Raw genomic sequence first — 21,072 nt, forward strand, 5'->3', positions numbered from 1 at the left:
CTAATCCTTTATCGTATACCCTACACCTCGAACTGTTTGAATGTAGGCTTTCGAATAACCTTTATCAATTTTCTGTCTGAGGTACCGAACATAAACATCAACAACATTCGTTTCACCAAAATAATCAAAACCCCATACTTGTTCTAATAGCTGGTCACGGGTTAATACAATGTTTTTGTTCTTCAATAGACAAACGAGTAAATCATATTCTCTAGGTGTTAGCTCAATGAGCTTACCAGATCGCATCACTTCATGCCCACCAAGGTCAACCTTTAAATCACCGACTACAAGTTCTTCTTTTACGACCGCATTCTCCACCGGATTACGAAGGTGCACACGAATGCGGGCGAGGAGTTCTTCAATTTGGAACGGCTTTGTAACATAATCATTCGCACCCAAATCTAATCCACTAACCTTATCATGTACTGCATCTCTAGCAGTTAAAAGAATTATCGGTGTACTTTCATCGGTTCGTCTAATTCTCCTTAATACTTCTAATCCACTTAATTCAGGTATCATAATATCTAGTAATACGAGGTCCCAATCTTTTTCTTGCAATCGTTCGAGCGCAACTTTTCCATTATTGGCAATCTCGGTTTCATAATTCTCATATTCAAGCTCAAGCTGTAGCACTCTACTTAGCTTTTCTTCATCCTCTACAATTAATAGCTTCGGCTTACGCAACCTATCACCTACTTATCCATTCTATTTTGTTTAATATATCAAAATTCTAACTAATTGTAATGAAAATTAGAATGAGAGTCTCAATAAATTGCATTTCTGAATCAATATGTTAATAATAATTACATAGTTGAAAGTGGGGAGGGATATAAATTGCTTGCACTTGATCATATTGTAATTGCTGGGAAAGACGCAGAAAAAGATAGTGCGCTATATAATAAAAGACTTGCAATTAAAGCGATAAAAGGTGGAGAACATGAAAACTGGGGAACATATAATTATCTCGCCTATTTTTCGAATGAAAGCTATATTGAATGGCTTGGAATACGAGATTTAGATAAAGCCAAACAAAGTGAAAATCCACTCATACAACATTTAGTACAGGTTGCTAATCATCAACAACCAGGTCCTTTTCAGTTTGCACTTAGGACTGATCAAATGGATAACTATATACAACATTTCGAAGCAAATAATATACCTTATGATGGCCCCTTCCCTGGAGAAAGAGTAAGACCAGACGGAACTGTCCTAAAATGGCGAATGCTATTTCCAAAATATGATTACAAGGAAGGTATGCTACCATTTTTAATTGAATGGGAGAATTCCACTAATGGGCCAACTGCTTTAAGTCTCACCAATGCACAAGCGATTACGAAGATTCTCTATAGTGGCGTTGACAAACAAACGTTTACGAATATTTATCAACTGAAGCTAAAAAGAAGCTTTTCTAATCAGTTCACACTGCAAAATACAAAGATTGTCTTCACAGATAATGAGCACCTGAACTTTGAATTAGTTTAGTAAAAGAGAATGTGGCGAGCCACATTCTCTTTTGCATTCTATTATCCTAATTGTTGGTGCAGAAATTCGATTACTGATTCTGGTGTTTTCGTATAAGCACTATGCTGATGGGCAAGCTTTTCACCATTTTGGAAAATAAGCATACTAGGAATTCCCATCACTTCATACTTCTCTGCAATTCCGTTTATTTCATCTGTATTGACCTCATACCATTCAAAATTCTGGAACTCGTCCATCACACCATCAATAAACATGTCCATTCGTTTACAATCTGGACACCAATCTGCGAAAAACTTTATGATAACAGGTGCTTCGCTTTCAATTACTTCGTTAAACCTATCCATTGTTTTAATATGTTCCATGTTGACCTCTCCTTTTCCAATCCTATTGTACCCATCTTGGATGCTTTTGTCTTAGCGTATGCTTATTCGTTATATTCTATTTTCCCCAAAATGTAAGCAACAAACAATCCCGCAGCAACTGTAACAACACTTAGTAATATCATGGAAGTACTATCTGGCCAACCAGGAAACACGACGAAAATTGAACCAAAAACTAATCCAATAATAAGTGCAAACGTTGCACTACGAAAATTTACAAGAAAATAATTAATGATTTTGCTCATTGTAATAATACCAAGTAAGATACCTATCCCAACAACAGCAATAATATCAAGCTGAAGATTACTTATTGCACTAATAACTGTAGCGTACATTCCAATTACTAATAAAATAAACGACCCACTAATTCCAGGTAAAATCATAGCTGCACTTGCAATAAAACCCGAAAAGAATAACTGAACATACGTCATTAGGGTTACATCTTCAATGACAGCACCTTCACTCTCCGTTAAAAACAACATTGAACTGACAAGTAAAGCTCCGATTAGAATGAGTATGTAATGATTTACCTTAAAACTCTTTTTTGCATCTGCCTGATGAAATAAATAAGGTAAAATACCAATAATAAGCCCAAGGAAGAAAAATTGTGTTGGACCGGGATAATGTTCAAATAACCATTCAATTAATCGGCTTAATAATAGCACCGCTGATCCAATACCTATGCCTAGTGGAATAAGGAATCCAAGCTGTTTTTTCCAATCCTTACTCATTAAACCATTAATTGCGGCAATCAAGCGATCATAAATACCAAGAAGAACTGCAATTGTTCCACCACTTACACCGGGTATGACATCACTTGCACCCATCATTAAGCCACGATATATATTCTTCCATTCCATCGTTATATTCTCCTTTATGTCAAATACTATTTATTATCATACCAAATAATGGTTGCATTTTATAGAAAAAGCTGTATACTAAATAATAGCTACTTTGCATAGCAAGGTAGCTAAAAATATATCGGGTATCTTGTTATGCAAGGTAGGTGTTAGCAATGTCACTAAGGAGCCAATTATTAAAAGGAGTACTGGAGGGTTGTATCTTATCTATTATTCACCAGCAACCCACCTATGGATATGAACTTTCTGTAAAACTGCAGGAATATGGATTAGCTGATGTTAGTGAAGGTTCCATTTATCCAATCTTACTTCGACTGCAAAAAGAAACGTTAATTCAAGGTACCATGCAGAAATCTGATTTTGGACCAAAGCGAAAGTATTATCACCTTACAGAAGAAGGGGAAAAGGCTTTAAAAGAATTCATCTATCATTGGGAGAACATCAAATTACCGGTGGATAACATCATTCAAAAAGGGGGAGAAAATTCATGAATTCCAAAGATATTATTAAAATGAATAATGATTTACGAGAAGAATTATCAGAAGAAAATAAAAAAATTTATGAGGATATGCTTGTCTATATTCGTTTAAATGCGAATAAGTCCGAGCAACAAACTGAGGAAGTTCTACTTGAGCTCTTAGAGCATCTACTTCAAGCCCAATCTGAAGGGAAAACAGCAAAGGATGTCTTTGGAGATGATTTCAAAGTATATTGTGATGAGCTAATTGAAGAAATACCCGGTGAAAAGAAATCCCAGGCACTACTTTTCGGCTCCTATATTATCATGCATTATTTGGCCATTTTGAGTACCTTTTATGGAGCTTCAAGCTTCCTATTACATCAATTCTTCGATATCGGAAGCATTGAGTTTACTTTTTCACTCGGATCTGGAGCAGCTATCATTCTTATTGATCTAATCCTGCTTTATTTCTTTATCAAGGTGGTATTTAGATGGATGAAAGGATCTACCTTTCGTGAAAAAGAGATAAAAAAATGGGTTGAATTTCTTCAAATTTGGCTTATATGTGTAGTGTTTATCGGACTTTCACTGGCAGTCACCATTTTCATGCCAGATTTCGGTGGCCCCATCAGTATTCCGGTATTAACCTTCGTCGGAGTAGGAATAATTCTCTTTATCGTTTCATTTGTATTAAACAAAAAATATAGAATCACCAAGTAAAATCGACAATTTTTGAATTAATAAAAGCAGGGAGTTTCGCTCCCTGCTTTTATTTAGGAAATACCTTCCATAAAGGTTAAATCTGGCATCCATTGTGACATATGTGCTTTTATTTCTTCATAATGTTGCTGTGCATTAGGTAGCTGATCATTTGTCAATTGAAACATCGGCAGAACTTCAAAGTCTTCCCAGTTTTCATACTTTACAAAGGTAGGAAGAAATTGAGGGGTATGAACATCAATAGTTGTCTCGCCATCTTTAACTGTTTTCGAAATGGAGAACTTCATGATTCCTCCAATTCTCCGATAGAATTCATCCTGACCTGACAGAAAATTGCCTAATGAGTATGCTACTAAGGTTTTATTACCGCTCTCCCCTGTAACCCACTCCATCGGCTGTAAGACATGAGGATGATGCCCTATTACAACATCCACTCCTTGATCGGCAACAAACTGTACTAAATCTTTCTGTGCTTGGTTTGGCAATCGCTCATATTCATTTCCAAAATGAAGACTTAGAACGACAGCATCTGCTAATTCCTTTGCTTCATTAATCTCCGAGGCGATTAACTCTTGATCAATTAAATTCACTAAATAATCCTTGCCGTTTGGGACAGGGATTCCATTAGTGCCATACGTATACGATAGGAAAGCAACCGATATACCTTCTTCCGTTTCAAGCACTCGTATATTTTCACTATCCTCATCATTCTTATACGCACCTGTATACATCATATCGATGGTTTCCCAATGTTCAATCGCACGTTGGATAGCCTCTTCCCCTCTATCCAACGTATGGTTGTTGGCAATCGTAACGACATTAACACCTGCCCACTTTAATGCGTCCCCAACCTCCGTTGGACTATTAAACGATGGATATGACGATAATCCCAGGTCCACGCCACCAATCATTGTTTCTTGATTCGCAATAGATATAGTAGTGTCAGATAGATAAGGTTTAACCTGCTCAAGCATGGGCTTGAAATCATAACCTTCATCAACCTTGGCATCATTATAAACACTATTATGGATTAGCATATCACCAATCGCAGATATCGTTACTTCTTGTTTAAATTCAATTGGTTCCTTTTGTTCTTTTGGTCCCATCACTTTATTGGGATGTGATGCGGCTATTCGATTTTCTTCTGACTCACTATTTTGCGGTCCAGTATTACACGCAACCAACAGAAAACAAACGAGTAAAAACATGAAAGACCCTGTAATATATCCCCTTTTCATAAAAATTGCTCCCCTGTCTTTTTAATTAATCATAACATATTTTAAAGAAATAATTTCCAGTAAATCTTACATTTCAACATTATTCTACAGCTTGTACAACACACTGTAATATTAATATAACTTGAGTTTGGTATAACATACATGGAACGATAGAACTCTATTGCTAGGAGATAAATTGCGTCGTGTAAACAACTTTACCAAAGGCAATTTAAACATACAAAAAAAACAACCACCTATACAGTAGTTGTTTTTACTAAACTTACACTAATTAGAGACGTTCAATAATGGTAGCATTTGCCATTCCCATTCCTTCACAAATTGCTAATAATCCATATCGTCCACTTATTCGTTCTAATTCATATAGTAATGATGTCATTAATTTCGTACCAGTTGCTCCTAATGGATGTCCAAGGGCTATGGCACCGCCATTTACATTTAGTTTTTCCGGATTTGCTCCCGTATCAGCTAACCAGGCTAATGGTACAGGAGCAAATGCTTCATTCACTTCATAACGATCCATATCCCCTATAGAAAGGCCTGCAATCTCTAATACTCGTTTTGTAGCAGCAATTGGGCCTGTTAGCATTAAGGTAGGATCTGACCCTACTACTGCCCTTGCTATTATTTTTGCTTTTGGCTTTAACCCTAGTTCCATGGCTTTCTCATGAGACATTAATAATACTGCACTTGCGCCATCACTCATTTGACTCGCATTTCCTGCTGTTATCTTTCCATTCTGTTGAAATACTGGTTTAAGGCTGGATAATGCCTCCAGAGAGGTATTGCTTCTCGGTCCTTCATCCACCATATAGGTTCTTCTATCACCATTCAAATCATCAATTTCTAGTGGAAGTATCTCTTGTTTAAAATATCCCTTTTCAATAGCATCTATAGCTTTCCGGTGACTTTCGAGTGCATAATTATCGAGCTGCTCTCTAGAAAATCCCCACTTATCAGCAATCTTCTCGGAGGACACGCCTTGATTGACAATCTCATATTTAGAGGTTAATTGATCACTAGATTTTGCTCCTCCCATATTAGAAAACATGGGAGAACGTGTCATGCTCTCTACGCCTCCAGCAATGACAACATCCATATCACCAGCAGCAATTGCTTGCGCGCCAAAATGAATTGCCTGTTGACTGGAGCCACATTGTCTATCAATCGTAACACCTGGAACAGAGACTGGGAAACCAGCAATAAGTGCAGCAGTTCGTGCAATATTTCCACCTTGCTCGTTTACTTGTGTGACACAACCCAAGATGACATCTTCAACATGTTCTTTGTTTATTTTCGTCCGCTCTATTAATGCCACTAAAACTTCTGCAGCTAAATCATCTGAACGAAAGTTCGCTAAGGCTCCACCCTTCCGTCCTACTGCAGTACGAACACCATCTACAATAACAACCTCGCGCATATACATCACCTCTATTTTAATCCTCTCAAATTGAACAACCAAACTCTACATCACTTTATAAAAAGCTTCCAATCACACGAATACAACACGATTATATGAAATCCTCTTCATTATATACAATATTTTCATTCAATTCTATAAAATTAAGACTTTGTAAAATTTGGATCAAAATGAAACAATTTAAGTTAAACTTCGTATAGGATACTATCGATATTATTAAAGGGGGATTTTATGATGAAACGTACTGCCGAAATTACACTCGGAATTATTGGAACAGTGTTTTATGTTTTTTCTGTTCTACTGGGGGCTTTGCGTATTTGGATGGAGAACAATAAGGGTTTTCTTTATGATTATTTAGTTGATAATCAGGATGAATTTGCACTGACACAGGGTGATTTGGATATGATACAAGAAATGTTTGATAGGTCACTTGCAAGTGGTGGAATTTTATTAGTTATCATGCCTATTTTAGCAATAATATTAGGGATTGTAGCCATGGTTCTACTAAAAGGAAATAAAAATCCTATTGCAGCTGGAATTATTTTTATTGCAACAGGAGTAGTTTATGTAATCGTGACTATTGGTGGGGGAATACTGAGTGGAATCCTTTTCCTAATCGCAGGTATTCTGTGCTTAACACGTAAGCCAAATACAATTATTGAAGGTTAGCTATTCGCGGGGGATATTACTTCCCCTACAAAGCTTAGTTGAACAGAATGGGACATTTACGAGCAGTTTATGACTCACCTAGTTTACAGGAATGCCTTGGTGGGTTAATCCTGCCCGTAATTTGGGAGAATTCGTCCACAAATCTAAAGTTGGGGGATACAAACTTATGCAAGCAGCAATGGAATTAATCGATGTCAAGAAGACAATCGGAAAAAAGGAAATAATTAAGGGCTTATCATTTACCATTAACCAAGGTGAAGTATTTGGCTTCATCGGACCAAATGGTGCCGGTAAAACCACTACTATTCGTATGATGGTAGGGTTAATGAAATTAACAGATGGGGATATCCGTATATTAGGAAATAGTGTAAAGACTGATTACAAAAAGGCAATTGCCGAGGTTGGTGCCATTGTCGAAAATCCAGAAATGTATCCATTTATGTCTGGTTGGAGTAACTTAAAGCATTACGCTCGAATGATTCCAGGCATTACGGAACAACGTATTCAAGAAGTCGTTGAACTCGTCGGTCTCGGAAAAGCAATAAAAGAAAAAGCAGGTAGATACTCACTTGGAATGAGACAGCGCTTAGGGATAGCGCAGGCTTTATTACATAACCCATCTGTTTTGATTTTAGATGAACCAACAAATGGACTAGACCCTGCTGGTATTCGAGAGATTAGACACTACGTACGCAGACTAGCAACAGAAGAAAATGTCGCAATCATCATTTCTAGTCATCTATTAGGCGAAGTTGAACAAATGTGTGATCGAATTGGGATTATTAAAAATGGAGAAATGATTGCCATTCAAGCTGTTAACGATACATCGGAAGAAAGTGAAACGCAAGTACTTAGCCAAGTGAAGCTAGAAGTATCACCAGCTGACCAAGCGATAGAGATTTTAAAAACAAGCTTTGAAATAGACGCTGTTCTTGATGCTAATAAGCTAGTCTTCCAATATGAGAAGAACAACATACCATCACTTATTGAGTCACTTGTGAAACAAAATATTGCGATTTATCAAGTAGAAGTATCGAAAGCTAGCTTGGAAGACAAATTCTTTGATTTGATTGGAGAGAATATCATTGGGTAATTTTCTTAAACTATTATATAACGAACAAATAAAACTATTTGTCCGGAAATCAACTTGGATTATGTATGGTATATTAATCCTGTTGACAATCGGTATTGCAGCATTAACACTTATCTTTGATAAACCAACTACATCGTATGATGCAGAAAATTGGAAAACAGAGCTGCAAGCGGAAAACGCTGCCTTAGAAGAACAAAATAAAGATGGTGAATTTATAGAGTCGTTCAATAATAGTATTATTGCAAAAAATGAATATTATTTGGATAACGATATTAAACCAGAGGGTTATGGTGCCTTGCAGTTTACGATGGACAATGCTCCATTGTTATCACTTATCAGCTTATTTACGATTATCGTTGCGGCCGGTATTGTGGCTAGTGAATTCCGCATGGGAACAGTGAAATTATTACTTATTCGCCCTATATCTAGATCCAAAATCTTGTTATCAAAGTATGTATCAGTTATTTTCTTTGCATTTATGACATTGATCTTTCTCCTAGTCCTATCCTACATTATTGGAGCAATTTTCTTTGGATTCGATGGAATTAACCCTTATCTTGTCATGGAGAAAGAAACTGGATTAGATTATGTATCCATATTAGGTGAAACAATCTCAAGCTACGGCTATGGATTAGTTAATTTGGTGATGATGGCAACATTCGCCTTTATGATTTCATCGGTATTTCGTAATAGCTCCCTTGCTATTGGTATTGCCATCTTCCTAATGTTTGCTGGGAATTCAATTGTAGGCTTCTTTAGTAATTACAGCTGGGTAAAATATATCCTATTTGCAAATACCAATCTTGAATTATATAGTAATGGCAACTCTCACTGGATTGATGGTATGTCTCTAGGCTTTTCGATAACGATATTGCTTATTTATTACGTAATTTTCTTAGTATTATCATGGGTATTCTTCACCAAAAGAGATGTTGCTGGCCATTAATAGGATTTTAGGCTCACACAAGAACGAAAATGTAGTATATAATGATAGAGAAAATCCTTAAAGAATAAAACATCATGGTCGGTAGATTTCCATTTGAGGTGTAATTTATGAAGCGTTATTTAACATTAATATTTCTTGCTATAGGTGCTCTCGTATTGATATTCGGCTTACGCATTGATTCACAATGGACCGGAGCTGCTTCTTGGGGCCTAACTCTTATTTGTTTAATTTTTGCAGCTTACTATACAAAATATATACCGGATGAAAAACGCACAAAGAAGCGGAAGTAAACAAATGTTTGTTTACTTCCGCTTTTCTCTTATTCCCCTAAATAACCTACTGCTTCATATGGACTTAGCACCAACGAATGAACTTCCTTCGATACATGCATCGGGTAACTTCCTATCAGTCTTTCTTGCACTGTAAAGCTAAAATCTTCCGGTGTTTTCCATTCTACTTCCTTCTCACTAAAGTTAGTCCTGAAACAAATGAAAAAGAATACCACCTTTATAAGTAAAGGTGGCGTTATCTACTTTATTCTTCTAGCGAAATCCACAAATCGAAATTTATCCGGTCGATGCCTTGATTCTGTATATTGAAATAGACTTGCATCATCCAAATAAACGAGACTCTTAATCACGACAATTGTAGAGAACCCTTCTATATCCAATAATGCTTTATCTTCATTAGTTGGTTCTTCCACTGTTATTTCCTTCTGCGCAAAACCAATTGAGAGCCCAAGCTCATTCTCGATGTATTCATAAATGGATTCTTTACAAATCGTTTCCGAAAGTATCGGTACATATTCTTCGGTAAAATAATCTTTATCTAGAATAATCTTCTCGCCTTGAATTTCTCGAACTCTTGTTGTACCCCATATTCGATAGTCTTCATTCTCAAGCTGATTGTATACCGAGTGACCTTTTGCAATGTATTCTAAATTAATGACTGTCGTTTTACTGGTTAACTGAAGATTTTTTGCTAGTTCCTTAAAGCTTACAATACCAGATACCGGAAAGGAAAATTTATTCACATCCAGAATCATGGAGCCTTTCCCCTGTATCTTTTGGATATATCCATTTTGAGAAAGCAAATTCAAAGCCTTTCGCACAGTTTCTCTAGATGTTTGATACATATCTGCTAATTCATTTTCAGAGGGTAGCATCGAATATGCCACCCATTCCTTTTTATCAATTTTACTTGCTAGCTCATCATATATCGCTACATACTTTCTTTGCATCGCGCACCTCATTAATTTGCATAGTACACGACAGACTCATAAGGTCTTAAGGTTTGAGTAGGGGTAATTTTAGAATCCGGATAATTAGAAAGCAATATTTCTGTATTTCCCTTGAATTCAACTGGCAGATTTACCTCTACCGTTTTAGCATAGAAATTGTTTAACACAATCAGCTGTTCACCATTCCAATTACGTGTATATGCGAATATTTGAGGATCATCATCGAGTAGTAATTGATAGTCCCCATACGTAATAATATCATATTTCTTACGTAGACTGATTAATGCTTGATAATGATTAAAGATAGAATTAGTTGTATGAAGTTCTTTTTCTACATTTATTTGCTTATAATTTTCAGCTGGCTTTATCCATGGTGTACCTGCTGTAAATCCAGCATTTTCCTCGGCTGACCATTGCATAGGCGTTCTGGAATTATCTCGTGATTTCTGTTTTAGAATCTCTAAGATTTCCGCTGTCGATTTACCTTTCCTCTGCAGAATTTCAAATGCATTTAACGATTCTACATCACGATACTCCTCCATACTTGTGAAGTTTGGATTCGTCATCCCAATCTCTTCACCTTGATAGATATAGGGTGTACCCTTCATCATATGAATCGTTGTAGCAAGCATTTTTGCAGATTCGATGCGATACTGTTCATCGTTTCCGAATCGAGATACCACTCTAGGCTGATCATGATTACACCAAAATAAGGCATTCCATCCTCCACCCTCATGCATTCCAACTTGCCAATCCGATAATATCTTCTTTAAAGAAAGAAAATCAAACGCGGCTTTTGTCCATTTATTTCCGTCCGGATAATCAACCTTTAAGTGGTGAAATTGAAATGTCATATCTAGTTCTTCTCGCTCTGGATTTGTGTAAAGCACACATTTCTCCAATGTAGTAGAAGACATCTCTCCTACTGTCATCATGTTGTACGGGGAGAATGCCTCTCTATTTAATTGATGTAGATACTCATGGATTTTGGGGCCGTCTGTATAATACTTTCGTCCATCACCTGATTGATCATCAGGAAATTCTTGATTCTTTGAAATTAAATTAATGACATCTAAACGAAAGCCATCTATTCCTTTTTCTGCCCAATAACGAATCATTTCGATTACTTTTTTACGAAGCTGTTCATTTTCCCAGTTTAAATCCGCTTGGGTGACATCAAATAAATGTAAGTAATATTGTTTTGTTTTGTCATCATATTCCCAAGCAGAGCCACCAAACTTCGAGATCCAATTATTTGGTTCGCCTCCATCTATAGTATCCTTCCAAATATAGAAATCACGGTATGGACTTTCTGTTGAGGATGCAGACTGCTTAAACCACTCATGCTCTGTAGAGGTATGATTAATCACCAAATCCATGATTAACTTCATCCCGCGCTGATGTACCTGGTTTAACAGCTCTTCAAAATCCGCCATGGTACCGTACTCTGGTTCGATGGAATAATAATCACTAATATCATAGCCATTATCTTTTTGTGGTGATTGGTAGACAGGTGTCAACCAAATAACGTCGACACCTAACTCCTTCAAATAATCAAGCTTTTCAATAATTCCTTTTATATCACCTATACCATTCCCTGTCGTATCATGAAAGCTCTTTGGATATATTTGATATACTACTGCTTTTTTCCACCAAGGTTCTTGCTGCATTCGTTTATTCACTCCTACGTTGTTGTTATCTCGGAAGCTTACGTTTTGCAATCACAAATGTAATGACAAATGGCACGATAATTACAATTAACATACCAATTAAGAAAGGAATCCAGTCACCTGCAACGATAGAAAGTGGGGCTGGGAGACCACCGACACCAATGGAGCTAGCCTGAACTTTCTGCAGGGTAATAAATGCACCAGCAATTGCAGTACCTGTAATGGCCGCGATAAACGGATAGCGATAACGTAAATTAACTCCGAACATTGCAGGCTCTGTGATTCCTAGCCACGCTGATAATCCTGAAGTACCAGCTAAACCTTTTAATTTCTCATCTCTTGCTGCTAGCATCATTGCAAATACAGCCGATCCTTGCGCAAGATTGGATAAGGCAACAATTGGCCAGAGGAATGTTGTACCCGTGCTACCAATTAACTGTAAATCAACTGCTAGGAAGGTATGATGCATTCCTGTTATAACGAGTGGTGCATACAATGCTCCATATAATAAACCACCAACAATTGGAAAGGCATCAAATACCGCAACCAATCCATCGGTTATCCAAGTACCGACAGTAAACGTAATTGGACCAATAATGATAAATGCTAAAAATCCTGTAATCATTAATGCTATCGGTGCAACCACTAATAGTTGCAAGGAATCAATAACACGTTTCCGTAAGAATATTTCAATTTTCGCAAGCACCCAAGATGCTATTAATACGGGAAGTACCTGTCCTTGATAGCCAACCTTTTCAACCTCTAATCCAAATAAATCCCATGTTGGAATTGTTCCTTCTGTAAGGGCAGAACCGTAGCCCCAAGCATTCATCAAACTTGGATGTACTAGTATAAGACCGATGACAATACCTAATAATTCACTTCCACCAAATCGTTTAACAGCAGACCAACCAATTAATGCTGGTAAAAAAGTAAATGCAGTATTTGCAATGATATTAATCATATCTGCAATACCAGCCCATGATGGATACATCTCCACTATTGGCAAATCGCTAAATATTGGGTTTACTAAAATATTATTTATCCCCATTAACAGACCGGCTGTAACAATAGCTGGAAGAATAGGAATAAAAATATCAGCTAACGTTTTTATGCCTCTTTGAAGTGGGTTTTGCTTCTGACCACCAAGAGCCTTAACGTCATCCTTTGAAGCTTCCGTAATTCCTGTCTCATGTACCATTGCTTTATACACCTTATCAACAGTTCCTTGCCCAATTACAACCTGAAATTGACCGTTTGCAGAAAAGGAACCTTTCACGATATCCATCTTTTCAAGTGCATCTTTATCTACTTTCGCCTCATCAGTTAATGCAAAGCGAAGTCTTGTGACACAATGCGTTGCAGCCTGGATGTTATCGATTCCACCTACAGCAGAAACGATAGCATTTGCTTCTTGGCTGTATGGAACTCCTGTAGTCGATTTGGATTCTTGCTTTACCTGCGCTTGACTAGCACGAACACCTAATAAAACAGAATCTAGTGCAACAACATCCTTTTCCTCCGTTTTAGAAATAATTCCAATTGAATTATTCGTAATAATGATTGGTGTTACAATACTTGTTGCCTTCTTTTTTATAACGTCCAAATCAAATGAAATTAAGTCATCTCCTGCTTTGATTCGGTCTCCTGCCTCCACATGTGTTTGAAAGCCATCACCATTTAAGGATACCGTCTCTAGGCCAATATGAATTAGAAGCTCTACTCCTAAATCACTTTGAAGACCAATGGCATGCTTTGTTGGAAATACTTGAATAACTTTGCCATCAAAAGGAGCTACGACCTTTCCTTCACTCGGTTCAATAGCAATACCATCCCCCATCATTTTTTCAGCGAATGTAGGGTCTGGCACGTCTTTTAATTGAACGATTTTACCAGTTAATGGTGCATAAATTAACTGTTCTTTATTATTTTCCATAGGAGAACCTCCTGTTTAAAATTATACTTGTATATACATGTTGTTTCACAGATTAGTATAACTTGTATATACAAGTTTTGTAAAGGTTTTCATGATAAATTATTTCAGGAAAAAATTATAAAGGAAATTCAACATTAGCTTTCCCGTAAACTATGTTGTCATTACAGACAGGTTTTATCGAAAAAATAAAAGCTTTCTTCACGAAGAAGAAAGCTCTAATTGATCAATCGGTATAAATAGAAGGACATCATCATTTCTCGATGGATTCCCGCGTCCGTCCGTATTATTCGTAATGAGATATAACCCTTCTGGGGTAGCAAAGACATCACGGACTCGTCCAACATTGGCTAACACTAGTGCTTGTTCTTTCGTATTGGGGTCAAACATACGCAATCCTTCCCCTCTTAAGGATGCGAAGTAAAATCGATCATGTAAAAATGCCATACCAGAAGGGGCCCAAGTAGTTTCACCTGAGTGAATAATTGGTGGCTCCATCCCCTTTTGTATCTGGCTACCTTGGATAATTGGCCAGCCATAATTAGATCCTTTTTCTATTTGGTTTATCTCATCATGTGCACTTGATCCATGTTCTGTTGCATACATATTTCCAGAACTGTCCCACGCAATTCCTTGAGGGTTTCGATGGCCATAGGAATATACATAGCTATTACGGAAAGGATTATCTGTCGGGATACTTCCATCTAAATTCATCCTCAAAATCTTCCCTGCCAAGCTATCCACTTCTTGGGCAAGCTCCGGTACAGTTGCATCACCAGTCGTGATGTACAATTTTTCATCCGGACCAATCTCTATTCTTCCCCCTTGATGGTATTGTCCACCTGGAATTTTATCTAACAGAACATTTGATTCTTCCCAACCCCCATCAACTAACCTAATTTCGACAACTCGTTGATAATATGTATCATCCTCTACATAGGAATAATACGCATAGGCAGTATTTGTAAAATCAGCTGGGAGAGCTATTCCGAGTAATCCCGCTTCAGGTTGGTTAGATAAATCTTTTTTCAAGTTAACTGGTTTTCGTTGTTTATTGCCATCCACTATCTCTACGATGCTTCCGTCTCGTTCACTTATATAAAACGTATCACCTTGTCTTGCAATTTCCCAAGGCTCTTGGAGGTTTGTCGCGATTATCTCAACCTTTTTGTCCGATTGGTTGATAACGGTTGACGACGGATTTGGCACTTCTTGTTTTTGGTCTGAACAACTGATTAACATCAACACACTCATAAATGGAAAAAGCTTTCGAATCGTAATTCACTCCTTTTTCTCTAATCCTTAGCTACATTCTAGAACAAAAGAGACTATTTTATAAGTGGGCTGAAAGGATTTGACCTGTTCGTTAAACAAAAAAATCCGACATCACAAGAGATGTCGGATTGTATATTATACTAGTTTAGAGCGTTTTGCTGCTTTTTCACGTTCATTTTTATTTAGGATTTTCTTACGTAGACGAATTGACTCTGGCGTTACTTCACAGTATTCATCCTCATTTAAATATTCTAATGCTTCCTCAAGTGACATACTTCTTGTCTTACGGATAACAGAAGTTTGGTCTTTCGTTGCAGAACGAACGTTAGTTAAATGCTTTTCTTTTGTAATATTTACAGTTAAGTCATTTTCACGATTATGCTCTCCAACAATCATGCCGGCATATACTTCTGTCCCTGGATCAACAAAGATAATACCGCGATCCTCAAGCCCCATAATTCCGTAAGTAGAAGCTTTACCATTTTCTAAAGCGACAAGTACACCCTGACGTCTTCCACCAACCTGTCCTTTAATCATTGGCTCATATGCTTCAAATGTATGGTTTAGAATACCATAACCACGTGTTTGAGACATAAATTCTGTTGTATACCCGATTAGACCACGTGAAGGTACTTTAAATTCTAAGCGAACTTGACCATTACCAAAGTTCACCATATCCAGCATTTCACCTTTTCGTGCTCCAAGTGATTCCATAATTGCCCCAGTATGTTCTTCCGGTACATCTACTTGTACTCGCTCAACTGGTTCACATAGAACACCATCGATATCTTTTAGAATTACCTTTGGTTTTGAAAGCTGTAGCTCATAGCCTTCACGACGCATGTTTTCAATCAGAATCGATAAGTGTAACTCACCACGCCCAGACACAACCCATGCATCTGGAGATTCAGTAGGCTCTACACGTAAACTAACATCGGTTTCTAATTGCTTCATTAGACGTTCTTCAATCTTACGAGATGTGATGAACTTTCCTTCACGCCCTGCAAACGGACTATTATTTACTAGAAACGTCATTTGAAGCGTTGGTTCATCAATACGTAATATTGGTAGCGGATCTGGATTGTCTTGTGGACAGATGGTTTCACCAACGTTAATATCATCCAATCCAGAAATTGCAACAATGTCACCCGATACTGCTTCTTCAATTTCCATACGCTTTAATCCAAAGAAACCAAATAACTTACTGATACGGAACGATTTTTGTGTACCGTCTTTTTTAATAACAACTACTTGCTGGCCAACCGAAATCTTACCACGAACAACACGGCCAATTCCGATTCTTCCAACATAATCATTATAATCTAACAATGTAACCTGGAACTGTAAAGGTTCCTCACGAGTATCCGCAGGTGCAGGAATATGGTCTAAGATTGTTTGGAAGACTGGATCCATTGTTTCTTGTTGCTCTTCAGGTTCATATCCTGATGTACCATTCAATGCTGATGCATAAACAACTGGGAACTCAAGCTGATCATCGTCTGCACCCAATTCAATGAATAAATCCAATACTTCATCCACAACCTCTGTCGGTCTTGCATTTGGGCGGTCAATTTTGTTTAATACAACCATTGGTGTTAACTTTTGCTCCAATGCTTTCTTTAAGACAAAACGAGTCTGTGGCATTGTACCCTCATACGCATCAACGACTAATGCAACACCATCAACCATTTTCATGATACGCTCAACTTCACCACCAAAGTCTGCGTGTCCAGGTGTATCTAAGATGTTAATTCTTGTATCGTTATAACTAATTGCAGTATTTTTAGCTAAAATGGTAATTCCACGTTCACGCTCGATATCATTTGAGTCCATTGCACGATCATCAACATGCTCATTTTCACGAAATGTACCAGAGTATTTTAATAACTGGTCAACTAAAGTTGTTTTACCGTGGTCAACGTGGGCAATAATTGCGATATTTCTTATATCTTCTCTTAATTGCATAAAGTACGCTCCTCTTATTTTCCGAGATGAATCAAACTAGATTATTATATCATAAATAGTGATATATGTCCCACTAATATTACGAATTGCCATTACTCGGAAATATTACCGTAAATCTTGCTCCTCCGAAAATTGATTTATCCACTGTAATTCTTCCTTCTGTTTGTTCAATAATTGCTCTTGCAATGGCTAAACCTAAACCTGTCTCTCCATTCTTACCTTTCACAAAACGGTGAAAAATATGCGGTATCATATCTTCAGAAATGCCTTCCCCATCATCTTCAAAGATAATATATACTTGATTGTTTTGAATAGATGCCGTTATAGAAAGATGTGTACTCGCATGACGCAACCCATTAAAGGTGATGTTCGAGAACGCCCGTAGGAGTCGCTCTTCATCGCCCACTAGATATACCGCATTGTCCAAATCCTGACTTATCTTTATATTTCTTTCCGTCGCCAATGGTAATGCTCGCTCCATTACTTTTTCCAATAGCGCCTGTAATTCAATACGATCGTGCTTATAGGTCGCTTCTTCACTTTCTAATTTTGCCAGTACGATCATCTCATTAATAATTTTCTTTAATCTATTCACCTCAGAGACCATGACTTCTAAGCCTTTTTCCTCGTCTTGTTCTTCAAACACTTTTTCTTTAATCCCTTCCGCATAACCCTGTATTGTCATCAGTGGTGTTTTCAATTCATGGCTAGCATTTTGAAAGAATGTCTGCTGTGTATTGATGTAACGTTGTAACTCATTGGCCATGTCATAGACACTTTGAGCAACTTCCTTCACTTCTCCCGTCGCCTTAATAGGTACTACTTCATCAAATTTTCGTTTTTCAATTTTCTTTAATTGGTACTTCAATCTTGTTAATGGTGTAACGAGTTTTCTCGTTAAGAAATAGCTGAGCCCTATTGCTACAATCGCTCCAATTAAAAAGACAATTAGCATACGCTGTATGAAATTCTGTTGGACGCCTTGTATGTCCTGAAGAGGTGTTAATAAAACAAGCTCCAATCCAAGACTTTCTGGTACAAATAAAATACGCGAGGTTACATATTTTTCCTTTCCAAATTCCCAAAGCTCTTCACTTTGATTAGAGAAATCATTATTTAAAAAAAGGCCAGTTACGATTTGCTTGGACATGGTTGAGAACAGGACTGCATTCTGTTGCTTATCATATAGGATTAATTGTAAATCCTGTTCCTGTAAAAAATCATTAAATTCTTGTAAATTTTGTCTTGAAATATAGGCTTCATCCAATACATTAACGATAATTTCACCTTTTTGTTCAAGCTGTCTTTGCTCATCTTGAATTAGTAAATCTAAGATCAAGGAGTAAATCACGTAACCGGTAACAGCCATTATGATTAGTAAAAGTGCTGTAAAAGCTGCATTTAGTTGATATTGAAGCTTCATAATCTACTCATCCTTACTTCGTAACCGATAGCCGAATCCCCAAACAGTCTCAAGGGGCATATCCTTAATTTTTTTACGAATTCGTTTAACTAAATCGTCCACAGCACGATCACTACCGAAATAATCCTCTCCCCAAACCTTTATTAATAGTTCCTCACGGGAAAAGGCACGATTTACATTCTCGGCAAACAAGAGAAGCATATCAAATTCCTTCGTTGTAACATCCTGTTCCGCTTGTCCCCAAAAAACACGACGATCATGTTTATGAATGGCTAATTGGTCGACAACGACTTGATCAGAATCAGTTTCTTGCGTTGTTTTCTCTGGACTATACCGCTTAAAAATACGCTTAATACGTGCAATAAGCTCTCTTGGACTAAATGGCTTAGTTAGATAATCATCCCCACCTAATTCCAAACCAAGAATCTTATCAATCTCTTCGTCCTTGGCGGAAACAATAATGATAGGGACTTCACTTTCATTTCGAATTTTTTTACAAAATTCATATCCATCCATTCCTGGAAGCATGATATCAACTATCCACATATGTGGTGGATTTGATTTCCATAACGCCATACCCTCTTCTGCAGATTCCATCACCGTTACTTCATAACCCTCTTTATTCAAAAAGGCTGAGACAATATTTTGGATATTTTGGTCATCTTCAATCACAGCAATATGGTATTTCATTATTCTCACCGCTTTACAAATTTTTCTTAGTTTCTATTTTCACATAATACAGAGAAGCTAAACAATAGATTTCGTATAATTACACACTTATTCCACAATTATACCAAAGGTATTCCGCTGCTACTGGATATGCTATACACATACATGAAGAAAGGGTGAATAAAATGGAACATAACGAAGATAAGATGCAAGCTTCGAGTTCTACTGATCAGCAACATCACTCAGCTGATGAAAACGCCTATCAAACCGAAGTCATAGAAAATCCTGGTCTTACAAAGCCAATAACAAAACCTAAAAAGAAAAAAGAAAAATCGAAGCGTCCATCAACAATTCGAGCATTTTTTGTCGGGATTTTGGGTGGTTTAATTCCTGTAGCAGTTTTACTGATTTTGCTGACTAACAATGTTATCTCATTCGACAGTTCTGACAGTGCTGTCAAAACTGCGCTAGATACAGACAGTAATAGTCCTGAGGTAATAACGACATTGTCAACAGAAGATGCAGAAACCTCTACAAACTTAGCTGAAGTGTCAGAGGCAGTGGTTGGCGTCACAAACCTACAAAAGCAAAACGTCTGGACCAATAGCCAAGAGGCTGGAACTGGTTCTGGAATTATATATAAAAAGGAAGATGGTAAAGCTTACGTCGTTACGAATCACCACGTAGTTGATGGAGACGAAGAGGTTGAAGTCGTACTATCAAATGATGAGCATATTCAAGCGAAGGTACTTGGTTCAGATGAGCTAACTGACTTAGCCGTATTACAAATTGATGGAAGTAAAGTAAATCGAGTCGCAACGCTCGGTACAACAGATGGAAAACAAGTTGGAGAGACTGTATTTGCAATAGGAAATCCACTTGGGATGGAATTTGCAAACTCTCTGACAAAAGGAATTATTAGTGGATTAGACCGATCAGTTTCTATTGATATGAATGGTGACAGTGTTGCTGATTGGATCACAGAGGTTATACAAACAGATGCTGCAATTAACCCAGGTAATAGTGGTGGCGCACTAGTCGATGCGAATGGCGATATAATTGGGATCAACTCCATGAAAATTTCTAGTACACAAGTAGAAGGAATAGGCTTTGCAATACCCATTGATTCTGCATTACCAATAATGGAGCAGCTCGAAACGAATGGGGAAATACAGCGCCCATTTATTGGAATAAGCACCGCAACCATAAATCAGGTGCCAATGCAGTACCGTCATAACATCGTATTACCAGATGGGATTGAGAATGGGATGGTCGTTGCTAGTGTTGAAGCTGGTTCACCAGCAGACCAGGCTGGACTACAACAATTTGATGTTATTACAAAGATAGATGGTCATGAGACACCGACGATTTTAGAACTAAGAAAATATATGTATACTGAAACAAAAATTGGTGACTCTGTTGAACTCGAAGTGTACCGAAATGGCGAGAAAAAAATCGTAGAGCTTCAATTAACAGAAAGGAAAAATTAAGCTATTCCAACCAACAAAGAGGCTGGGACATAACTAGCCAAAAATAAATGAAAAGTGGTTCCAAACATCAAAAAATGATGATTGGAACCATTTTTCGTTGGTTTATTTTCAATATCCATTGGTAAATTAAATGTTTGGGCGG

Annotated in this window: 20 protein-coding genes; 8 read left to right on the forward strand and 12 right to left on the reverse strand. The window is 37.3% G+C overall.

Features of this window, described 5'->3' with window-relative positions:
• Positions 1-684 carry a response regulator transcription factor gene (locus tag ABC228_RS18890; protein ID WP_345826727.1) on the reverse strand — a complete coding sequence of 228 codons (684 nt, stop codon included), beginning with the start codon at positions 682-684 and terminating at the stop codon, positions 1-3.
• Positions 685-834: 150 nt separating this feature from the next.
• On the opposite strand from ABC228_RS18890, the gene ABC228_RS18895 reads away from it, so the two are divergent.
• Positions 835-1,482 carry a VOC family protein gene (locus tag ABC228_RS18895; RefSeq protein ID WP_345826728.1) on the forward strand — a complete coding sequence of 216 codons (648 nt, stop codon included), beginning with the start codon at positions 835-837 and terminating at the stop codon, positions 1,480-1,482.
• Positions 1,483-1,523: 41 nt separating this feature from the next.
• On the opposite strand, the gene ABC228_RS18900 is transcribed toward ABC228_RS18895, so the two are convergent.
• Both ABC228_RS18900 and ABC228_RS18905 read right to left on the reverse strand, forming a co-directional pair.
• Positions 1,524-1,844, reverse strand: coding sequence for a thioredoxin family protein (locus tag ABC228_RS18900; RefSeq protein ID WP_345826729.1), 321 nt, complete (start codon positions 1,842-1,844; stop codon positions 1,524-1,526).
• 62 nt (positions 1,845-1,906) lie between these two features.
• Positions 1,907-2,722, reverse strand: coding sequence for a DUF368 domain-containing protein (locus ABC228_RS18905; protein ID WP_345826730.1), 816 nt, complete (start codon positions 2,720-2,722; stop codon positions 1,907-1,909).
• A gap of 155 nt (positions 2,723-2,877) precedes the next feature.
• On the opposite strand from ABC228_RS18905, the gene ABC228_RS18910 reads away from it, so the two are divergent.
• Both ABC228_RS18910 and ABC228_RS18915 read left to right on the forward strand, forming a co-directional pair.
• The gene (locus tag ABC228_RS18910; protein WP_345826731.1) at positions 2,878-3,213 is read left to right on the forward strand and encodes a PadR family transcriptional regulator; all 336 of its coding nucleotides are present in this window, start codon (positions 2,878-2,880) and stop codon (positions 3,211-3,213) included.
• Positions 3,210-3,902, forward strand: a complete 693-nt coding sequence (locus ABC228_RS18915; protein ID WP_345826732.1) for a DUF1129 family protein — start codon at positions 3,210-3,212, stop codon at positions 3,900-3,902. Before ABC228_RS18910 ends, ABC228_RS18915 begins: the two co-directional genes overlap by 4 nt.
• A 53-nt stretch (positions 3,903-3,955) precedes the next feature.
• On the opposite strand, the gene ABC228_RS18920 is transcribed toward ABC228_RS18915, so the two are convergent.
• A complete protein-coding gene (locus tag ABC228_RS18920) occupies positions 3,956-5,140 on the reverse strand; it encodes a CapA family protein (RefSeq protein WP_345826733.1) in 1,185 nt (394 codons plus the stop codon).
• Positions 5,141-5,408: 268 nt separating this feature from the next.
• Positions 5,409-6,557 carry a thiolase family protein gene (locus ABC228_RS18925; protein ID WP_345826734.1) on the reverse strand — a complete coding sequence of 383 codons (1,149 nt, stop codon included), beginning with the start codon at positions 6,555-6,557 and terminating at the stop codon, positions 5,409-5,411.
• A 231-nt stretch (positions 6,558-6,788) separates the two neighbouring features.
• Between ABC228_RS18925 and ABC228_RS18930 the strand changes: the two genes are divergently transcribed.
• From ABC228_RS18930 to ABC228_RS18945, 4 genes are all read left to right on the forward strand, one after another.
• Positions 6,789-7,226, forward strand: a complete 438-nt coding sequence (locus ABC228_RS18930) for a DUF4064 domain-containing protein (protein WP_345826735.1) — start codon at positions 6,789-6,791, stop codon at positions 7,224-7,226.
• Between the two features lie 166 nt (positions 7,227-7,392).
• On the forward strand, positions 7,393-8,319 hold the full coding sequence (locus ABC228_RS18935; RefSeq protein ID WP_345826736.1) for an ABC transporter ATP-binding protein: 927 nt from the start codon (positions 7,393-7,395) through the stop codon (positions 8,317-8,319).
• Positions 8,312-9,265 (forward strand): ABC transporter permease subunit, encoded by a 954-nt coding sequence (locus ABC228_RS18940; RefSeq protein ID WP_345826737.1) that lies wholly within the window; start codon positions 8,312-8,314, stop codon positions 9,263-9,265. The genes ABC228_RS18935 and ABC228_RS18940 overlap by 8 nt, the downstream gene beginning before the upstream one ends.
• Positions 9,266-9,372: 107 nt before the next feature.
• A complete protein-coding gene (locus ABC228_RS18945) occupies positions 9,373-9,555 on the forward strand; it encodes a hypothetical protein (protein ID WP_345826738.1) in 183 nt (60 codons plus the stop codon).
• A gap of 239 nt (positions 9,556-9,794) precedes the next feature.
• Here the strand turns inward: ABC228_RS18945 and treR are convergent, their stop codons facing one another.
• The 7 genes from treR to ABC228_RS18980 form a co-directional block, all read right to left on the reverse strand.
• The gene (gene treR, locus ABC228_RS18950) at positions 9,795-10,505 is read right to left on the reverse strand and encodes a trehalose operon repressor (protein WP_345826739.1); all 711 of its coding nucleotides are present in this window, start codon (positions 10,503-10,505) and stop codon (positions 9,795-9,797) included.
• Between the two features lie 11 nt (positions 10,506-10,516).
• The gene (gene treC / locus ABC228_RS18955; RefSeq protein ID WP_345826740.1) at positions 10,517-12,175 is read right to left on the reverse strand and encodes an alpha,alpha-phosphotrehalase; all 1,659 of its coding nucleotides are present in this window, start codon (positions 12,173-12,175) and stop codon (positions 10,517-10,519) included.
• Between the two features lie 25 nt (positions 12,176-12,200).
• Positions 12,201-14,111: a PTS system trehalose-specific EIIBC component gene (treP, locus tag ABC228_RS18960; protein WP_345826741.1), complete on the reverse strand. Its 1,911-nt coding sequence runs from the start codon at positions 14,109-14,111 to the stop codon at positions 12,201-12,203.
• Positions 14,112-14,309: 198 nt separating this feature from the next.
• The gene (locus tag ABC228_RS18965; RefSeq protein ID WP_345826742.1) at positions 14,310-15,350 is read right to left on the reverse strand and encodes a PQQ-dependent sugar dehydrogenase; all 1,041 of its coding nucleotides are present in this window, start codon (positions 15,348-15,350) and stop codon (positions 14,310-14,312) included.
• 168 nt (positions 15,351-15,518) lie between these two features.
• Positions 15,519-17,348: a translational GTPase TypA gene (gene typA, locus ABC228_RS18970; RefSeq protein WP_345826743.1), complete on the reverse strand. Its 1,830-nt coding sequence runs from the start codon at positions 17,346-17,348 to the stop codon at positions 15,519-15,521.
• A gap of 79 nt (positions 17,349-17,427) precedes the next feature.
• Complete coding sequence (locus ABC228_RS18975) at positions 17,428-18,771, reverse strand: sensor histidine kinase (RefSeq protein WP_345826744.1); 1,344 nt, start codon at positions 18,769-18,771, stop codon at positions 17,428-17,430.
• A 3-nt stretch (positions 18,772-18,774) separates the two neighbouring features.
• Positions 18,775-19,461: a response regulator transcription factor gene (locus ABC228_RS18980; RefSeq protein ID WP_345826745.1), complete on the reverse strand. Its 687-nt coding sequence runs from the start codon at positions 19,459-19,461 to the stop codon at positions 18,775-18,777.
• Positions 19,462-19,625: 164 nt separating this feature from the next.
• On the opposite strand from ABC228_RS18980, the gene ABC228_RS18985 reads away from it, so the two are divergent.
• Entirely contained in the window at positions 19,626-20,930 is a 1,305-nt protein-coding gene (locus ABC228_RS18985) for a S1C family serine protease (protein WP_345826746.1), read from the forward strand.
• Positions 20,931-21,072: the final 142 nt, after the last annotated feature.

Source organism: Ornithinibacillus xuwenensis, from assembly GCF_039614845.1.
Classification (GTDB): domain Bacteria; phylum Bacillota; class Bacilli; order Bacillales; family Amphibacillaceae; genus Ornithinibacillus; species Ornithinibacillus xuwenensis.